The sequence below is a fragment of the Blautia faecis genome (assembly GCF_020554845.1).
GTDB lineage: Bacteria > Bacillota > Clostridia > Lachnospirales > Lachnospiraceae > Blautia_A > Blautia_A faecis.
Window position 1 is genome coordinate 44,126 of sequence record NZ_JAJCIA010000029.1, and the last position, 7,230, is coordinate 51,355.

Annotated in this window: 6 protein-coding genes, 1 pseudogene and 1 riboswitch; of the genes and pseudogenes, 6 read left to right on the top strand and 1 reads right to left on the bottom strand. The window is 40.7% G+C overall.

Annotation, left to right across the window (positions count from 1 at the left end; genetic code table 11):
• Window positions 1-94: 94 nt before the first annotated feature.
• The 5 genes from LIZ66_RS13655 (at window position 95) to LIZ66_RS13675 (ending at window position 5,271) form a co-directional block, all read left to right on the top strand.
• Window positions 95-1,681, top strand: a complete 1,587-nt coding sequence (locus LIZ66_RS13655; protein WP_227200921.1) for a DUF6034 family protein — start codon at window positions 95-97, stop codon at window positions 1,679-1,681.
• Between the two features lies 1 nt (window position 1,682).
• A complete protein-coding gene (locus tag LIZ66_RS13660; protein ID WP_227200922.1) occupies window positions 1,683-1,979 on the top strand; it encodes a hypothetical protein in 297 nt (98 codons plus the stop codon).
• A 499-nt stretch (window positions 1,980-2,478) separates the two neighbouring features.
• Entirely contained in the window at window positions 2,479-3,039 is a 561-nt protein-coding gene (locus LIZ66_RS13665) for an NUDIX hydrolase (protein ID WP_173716756.1), read from the top strand.
• A 54-nt stretch (window positions 3,040-3,093) separates the two neighbouring features.
• Window positions 3,094-3,825 (top strand): class I SAM-dependent methyltransferase, encoded by a 732-nt coding sequence (locus tag LIZ66_RS13670; protein ID WP_227200923.1) that lies wholly within the window; start codon window positions 3,094-3,096, stop codon window positions 3,823-3,825.
• 165 nt (window positions 3,826-3,990) lie between these two features.
• Window positions 3,991-5,271, top strand: coding sequence for an Ig-like domain-containing protein (locus LIZ66_RS13675; RefSeq protein WP_118583507.1), 1,281 nt, complete (start codon window positions 3,991-3,993; stop codon window positions 5,269-5,271).
• A 170-nt stretch (window positions 5,272-5,441) separates the two neighbouring features.
• On the opposite strand, the gene LIZ66_RS13680 is transcribed toward LIZ66_RS13675, so the two are convergent.
• Window positions 5,442-6,008, bottom strand: a complete 567-nt coding sequence (locus LIZ66_RS13680; protein WP_227200924.1) for a folate family ECF transporter S component — start codon at window positions 6,006-6,008, stop codon at window positions 5,442-5,444.
• A 71-nt stretch (window positions 6,009-6,079) separates the two neighbouring features.
• Window positions 6,080-6,177: riboswitch (THF riboswitch) on the bottom strand.
• A gap of 193 nt (window positions 6,178-6,370) precedes the next feature.
• Here LIZ66_RS13680 and LIZ66_RS13685 point away from each other — a divergent pair.
• Window positions 6,371-6,565 (top strand): annotated as a pseudogene (locus LIZ66_RS13685) (NAD-dependent epimerase/dehydratase family protein); the annotation flags it as partial.
• Window positions 6,566-7,230 lie beyond the last annotated feature (665 nt).

A 7,230-nucleotide genomic window follows, 5' to 3' on the forward strand; every position in this document is an offset into this window, starting at 1 on the left:
GAACATAACCGGATGATTACTATGAGCAATATCAAACACCCGTTCCCCTGGGTCTCCGGTTATGTTCAAACATCGAAAGGGAGACTTCACACAAATGAGAAAGAATATAGAAAGAATAATCGGACTTACTCTTTGCATGGGAATGTTAGCGGGATGTGCACAGACACCAGAATCTTCCCTTGTAAGGCAGAAGGGAAATAAAGCACTGGATTCTTACAAAGAAGCGGATGACAAGGATGTCAATATGGCAGGAAATGCCTCCTCCGCTGATCAGACAACTGCTTCTGAAAGTACTGGTACAAGTGATACTGCTGCCCCCACTGACGTTCACCCGGATAATGCCTCAGCTGCCAAAACCACTATCCGCGACCTGATCAATGCGCCTGAGACTTACAAAAGTCAGGTAACAGACGACACGTCTAAGCTTGTGGTAAATACGGATGCAGCTGTAGAAATACCAGATGTGGAAAAGATATCTGCAATTTCTGTTACACCAGCTGCGGTCACACAGGATCTTCTTGATGGTATCACGGATGCCTTTTTCTCAAATGCGAAGATTTACACTGCAGACAGCTATTATGTACAGACAAAGGATGAGATCAAGAAAAAAATCGATGAATTAAAAGAAGATGTTGCCAACGGTAATCTGGATCCCAATAATTGGGGAACCGATGATAATGGCAATCTCGTATATGATATTTACGGTGACATTGATTATTGGGAAAGCCAGTATGAATCTGCACCTGAAACGAGAAATCTGGTAGAAGGAAGACCTGCCGTGGGAGTGCAGACATACAGCAGTACTGGTGAAGTTATGGAGGACGATGCTTTTACCGGTATCGCCCAGTTAGATGACGGCTCCCAATATTCTTATCGTACCTCTTCCTGGGGAGCCTATTCTTTGGAAGTAAGAATCCAGAAGATAGCCCAAAAAGACGGTAAAGAAATCCCTTCTGACGCTGTCTGGTCCGATTATTCCAACAGCAGTCCATATGAAAAACCTACCGAAAAATCTATTGGAATTTCGTTGGATGACGCGAAGAAATTAGCCCAGGAAAAAGCAGATGCCATGGGCCTTGACGATTTAAACCAATGCGGATGGGATTATGCGATTCAGACGTCCATTGGAACAGATGATAACTCCAGTTATCTCGGAAGTGGTTATGTTATCTACTACAGCCGTACCATAAATGGAACTCCGCTTACCTATACCATGGATGCAGGTGGAGCGCTTGAAGACATGGACAGTACTATGGAAACCTGGGCTTACGAAAACCTTTATTTTTATGTAAATGCAGACGGAATCGACAGCATGACTTATTGCAATCCATACACCATCGGAGAAACTAAGACTGAGAATTTAAGCCTGCTTCCATTCAGCGAGATCATGAATATCTACGAAAAAATGATGATCGTCACCAACGCGGACAACCTTACCTATGAAAATTCCAGGGTATTCAATATTGACCGTATCGTTCTTGGCTATGCCAGAATTTATGAGCCATCCACAGATGCCCATACCGGTCTTCTGGTTCCTGTCTGGGATTTCTTCGGATCCCGCAAAATTGACTCCGAATATGATGGCGAAACCTGCTCAGATACGACAGATTGGCCTACCTGGAGCTTTCTTACCATCAATGCAGTAGACGGAAGTATTATAGACCGTAGTCTGGGATACTGATATGAAGCAGACACTTGGAATTGTACGCTACAATTTCTTCGGCTTTTTCTGTAATCCCAAAGTGATTTTTACCTTCTTTCTGGAATTTGTGCTCAGTTTTCTGCTTACAGGAAGAATCATGGTTGTTATGGATAACTACAATACGCCTGTACAGTCAATTGAACCTTTCCTGTGGACCTTCGGGGATGGAACAGCAGTGCTTCTAAGTTCCATGCTTTTGCTTTTGCTGTTCTCCGATCTGCCGAAAATGACACCAGTCACTCCTTATCAGCTGATCCGTACCACCAAGAAGAAATGACTCTTAGGCCAGTTTGTCTATATTACATTCGTAACGATTTTATATACATGTTTTATGCTTTTGTTTACTTCTGTGCTGTGCATGAAGAACAGCTATCCAGGCAATCTGTGGAGTGACACAGCAGCACTGCTTAGACAGTATCGATTCAAATAAAAGTTCTACTGAATACAGCAGTTCCGTTTCCAGCAGTAGTTTCACGGCTATGGACAATCCCGGGAATAATATTTCACCAGTGTCCTGTCTTCCCTGTAAAGTTGCTGCAATACTCCCCGGAGAAGATAATCAGATCTATATCCCGCTCTCCCAGGCAAGAATTCTGTGCAGCGAATCTGGCACTGCGCTGACTGTAACAAAGGTGTTGCTAAAGATAAAGGGAAAGACCAATCTTGAAAACGCTAAACAGCATTTTGAATAACAAAGATACTTCCTTTTCAGGTGTAAATAAATATCTGCTTATGTTATACTATTGTACAAGACCAATAAAAAGGAGCACTCTATAATGAACAGACAGGAACTACTTAACCAAATTGAGCATTATACCCCGTTCAATGAACAAGAAGAGACGGATAAGCAGCTTATTCTGAACTGGATCAGAAATAATACCAATGCTTTTTCCAGAGAAAACACGGTAGCACATATGACTGCTTCTGCCTGGGTGGTAAATCAGGATAAAAGCAAAATTCTCATGGTCTATCACAATATTTATAATTCCTGGTCCTGGCTGGGAGGGCATGCGGACGGAGAAACGGATTTACTTGCAGTTGCCCTTCGGGAAGTGAAAGAGGAAGCGGGGATTTCCCATGTCTGTCCTGTATCTGAGGAGATTTTTTCTTTGGAATCCCTTACAGTAGATGGACATGTGAAAAAGGGCAAATATGTGTCCAGCCATTTACATCTGAATGTAACATATCTGCTGGAAGCAGATTTTGAGGAAGCTGTCTCCATAAAAGCCGACGAGAACAGCGGTGTCGCCTGGTTTTCCCCTGAAGAAGCGCTGAAGAAATCTACAGAACCATGGTTTGTAGAACATGTGTACTCCAAGCTGATTGAGAAAATGTAATGAAAGAAGCCAACAATTATAATACTTATATGATACAAAGAAAGAGAAGAGAACATGAGTGAAAAAATTGTAGTTTGCCTTGAAAAAGGTGGCGCAAGAGATATGGCTGAAGCTTTTTCCAGGCGCACAAATACCCCAATCGCTGAAAAGCCGGGAGAACACCTGACGGTGCTTTTTAATTCCAAAGGTGTTTCTTTAACCGGATATGGTCTGACTTATCAGGGAGATTTCGAGAATATGCTTCACCGGGTGACCAACGGAAGATTACAGCATGAAATGCTAGTACGGGCTTCCAAATCAGAAAAGCCAGGGCGCAAGGCGATAGATGCCACAGCAGGTATGGGAGAGGATGGATTTCTTCTGGCAGCCCAGGGGTATGAGGTAACTCTGTATGAGCAGAATCCAGTGATCGCTGTTCTTTTGAAGGATGCCCTGCGCCGGGCAAAGAAGCATCCCGTATTGAAAGAGATCGCTGCCCGTATGAAGCTGGCAGAAGGCAACAGTGTGGAATTAATGCCTGCACTCCTGGATCCTGTAGACGTCATCTACCTGGATCCCATGTTCCCCGCAAGACAGAAGTCCAGCCTGATCAACAAAAAACTGCAGCTCATCCAGAAGCTGGAGCCCCCATGCTCCCAAGAGACCGACCTTTTCGACGCCGCTATCAGCGCAGACCCAGATAAGATCATTGTAAAACGACCGCTGAAAAGTGAATTTCTGGCAGGAAGGAAGCCTTCTTATACGTTAAGCGGAAAAGCGATTCGATATGATTGTTATACGTTGTAGAGGAAATAAATTGGCAGAACAGGCGGATGAATAAATGATATATGCGTAGCAGCATTTTTATAATCCTTTTCGATTACTGTCAGAAGTGCTAGTGCAAATCAGAAGCAACTATGTATAATAAGAATAAAAAGGACAGTATTGCTTATAAGGAAGGAGAAAATGCTTATGAGAAATGGTAAAAAATCATTAAAAAAAGCCAGCGTACTGCTTACTACATTCTTACTTGTAGTAATGTGTCTGGCAGTGGATACCACATCTGTAAGTGCCGCGAAGATCAAACTGAACAAAACAAAGCTTACCTTGACCCAGGGCAAGAAATACCGTTTAAAGGTAAAAGGCACAAAAAAGAAAGTGAAATGGTCCTCCACAAAGAAATCAGTGGCAACTGTCAATAAAAAGGGTGTCGTTACAGCAAAGAAAAAAGGAACTGCATATATTAAAGCTAAGGTTGGCAAAAAAACATACAAGTGTAAGGTTACTGTTAAGAGTAAAAAAGCACCTGCAAAGCCAGCACCTACAACACCTTCTGCTCCGGTAAATCCGCCGGCAGAGCCTACAGCAACACCTACCACAGCTCCAGCAAAAACACCAGTACTAAGTGCAACATCTTTAAGCATGCGTAAAGGTGAATATTATCAGCTTAGCGTACAGGATCCTAAGCATCTGCCCGTATGGACCAGTTCAAACAAGAATATTGCAGAGGTAGACAGTCAGGGAAAGGTACATGCAATTAATGTTGGAACAACAGAAATCAAAGTAGATGCAGGGATTGTTCTTACATGCACAGTTACAGTTACCATGGAAACAAAGCCTCAGACTGAACCAGTTCTTTCGAAAGCAGTTATAAAAGGGCAGCGGTCAGTCAAGAATGAAGCTGGCGAATCTGTAGTGATTGAGATTCCTCTGAATACTTATACCTATACTTTCAGCACAATTCCAACAAACGTGGAAGAATTGAAGCAGTATAACATCAGCGGTGATGATGGAAGATATAAGGTGCTCGCTCTTTATGTCATGTCACTTCGGACCTGGAAACCGGAAAATCAGACAGATTGCGAAGAAATGATCGGATATTTATGCAATAAGCAGTTATCTGTTTATGAGAAGCAGAGATTAGCAGAGCAAATGAAAAAGAGTAAACAGTATCTCTATCTTGGAAATGCATTCTTAAATGGTGCAACTCCGGCGAATGACTACACACCTTCACAGCCTTATTCAATTACATTAACTCAGGATTCTGTAGTAGATGAAGATCAGATATACATTCCGGCAAATCCTTCCATACCATCTCCTGATCAGTATAGAGCCTTTATCTATTGCAAGGCTTCTGACAGTGGTAAATGGATCGATGTTTATAAATCATCTAAGGACGGAAACTGGTATATGTATAAATGGATGGATCTGATCACTTCAATAAAAGCCCCGGCTTCAAGTAATCCATTCTAAATATGTCTTCAGGTTTGACCAGATTGTGGGGAAAGCTGTTGTAAGATACTATCCATCTTTTAAGTGGTTAGGATAATAAGAAACGCGAATATCAGTGGCTTATTAAGTACTGGAATATTCGCGTTTTTTATTTGATATCGCTAAGTTTTTATATTTTCAAATATATGTAATCAGTTGGCAACTGGTTTTCTAAAAAGATTAAAAATTCCTGTCTGCTCAATCAATCTTGTGATGGTAAAGAAGATAAAGGAATCAATTGGCCACATGATCAAGTTCTTTACAGTACGCATTGGGAGGATTGCAAGGAAGCCTTTTCCGTAGAGCATATCCAGCCATAAGGTATTTAACAGAACATTTACAATCAGAACGACAACCAGTTTTGCAATCAGCACGCGGCGGAAGGTGAGCTTATGTTTGTAGTAAAAACATCCATAAATAAATGCCGCGAGCATTGCGTTAAAGGTGAACCCAAAGAAAAATGGACCATCCGGGCGGATAAAGAATTTCACAATATCCAGCACACCGGCAAACAGACATCCGGTAATGGGTCCAAACAGATAATCAGCAATCTGGTTTGGGATACTGGAAAATCCAATTTTTACATAAGGACCGATATTGATAGAAGCAACTGAATTTAAAATCAGTGCCAGGGCAGCGAGCATTGCACAGACTGCCAGGGTAGAAGTGGTTTTCAGCTCTTTGGCTGATGTGAGAAACATGTTCTTTGTTTTCTCCATAAAAAAATTACCTCCTTTTCTTTTTTCGCTCACAATAGGAGATAATTTATGGATTCATATTTATCTTCTGTTGCAGCGAGAAGCAATTCGCGAACCGCAAGATTTCTCTTTTCGTCCTCCGGCAACTCTCCATCCGGAAGGCACTTTACGCTCATGAACTTACTCTGCATTACTTTACAAGTGGCAGTATATAGCAGATTATTGGAAAAAGCAAGTAAAAAATATAAAAAAATATAAGTTTTTGCAATTAAGAAAACGGATAAGAAATCGTGGCATTTTCTCCATATTTTCTAAAACTTTGTCCATATGTTTTTACAAAAATCAGACTATAATAAAAGAAAAAACGTTCAGGAGGAATCATTATGGCAGTTTTAGTTACAGGTGGTGCTTGTTATATTGGAATCCACACGGTAGTGGAGCTTCAGAATGCAGGATATGATGTTGTGGTACTGAACAATTTAAGAAATGCAAGTGAAAAAGCACTGGACAGAGCATCAAAAATCACAGGAAAACCAGTGAAATTTTATAAGACAGATATTCTATGGCAGCAATCTATGTTTTGCAAACTCTGACGCCTTTGTTGTAAGGTATATATATGAAAGAAAAAATATGAGAAAATTAGCACTAAGTGATGAAATTTCACTTCGAGTTGATAAGGCTGCAAGATATATTTGCGGTAAAGTCAACTCCATAATGAAGGATAAAAAAGAGGTGACCACCCGGGTCGCATTTTGTTTTCCGGATGTCTGTGATTAGCAGATTACATCTACGCCAATTTCACAATATATAGTGTCATCCTATGTCATCTTGTACATGATATCGTGTGTCATTTGATACCATTTAGTACTAGATAACACTCAATAACACACGGAACCAACAATTTTTTTGAACACCAAATGTGACAGTTTCAAGGTTAATTTTTGTCCCCTTCATTGATCTTTTGGTACTACTTAGTGATATTTGGTGTCATATAATTACGTTCTTTTCCTGCGCTGCCATCTAATGCCGTTTAGCATTACCTGATAATATTTCATAAATCAAATTTACTTAAGCATATTCCACAATGCAATATTTCTTTCCTCTATTTTCATTACTATTAATATATATCGTCTATCTCAATCTGTCAAGTTTAATACTGCCGAAGCAGACCTTATAGAAATAATCATTGTAAGACTTGGCGGAGAAAATCAAGATCAAAAAGGACTCGTTGATTTTTTATATG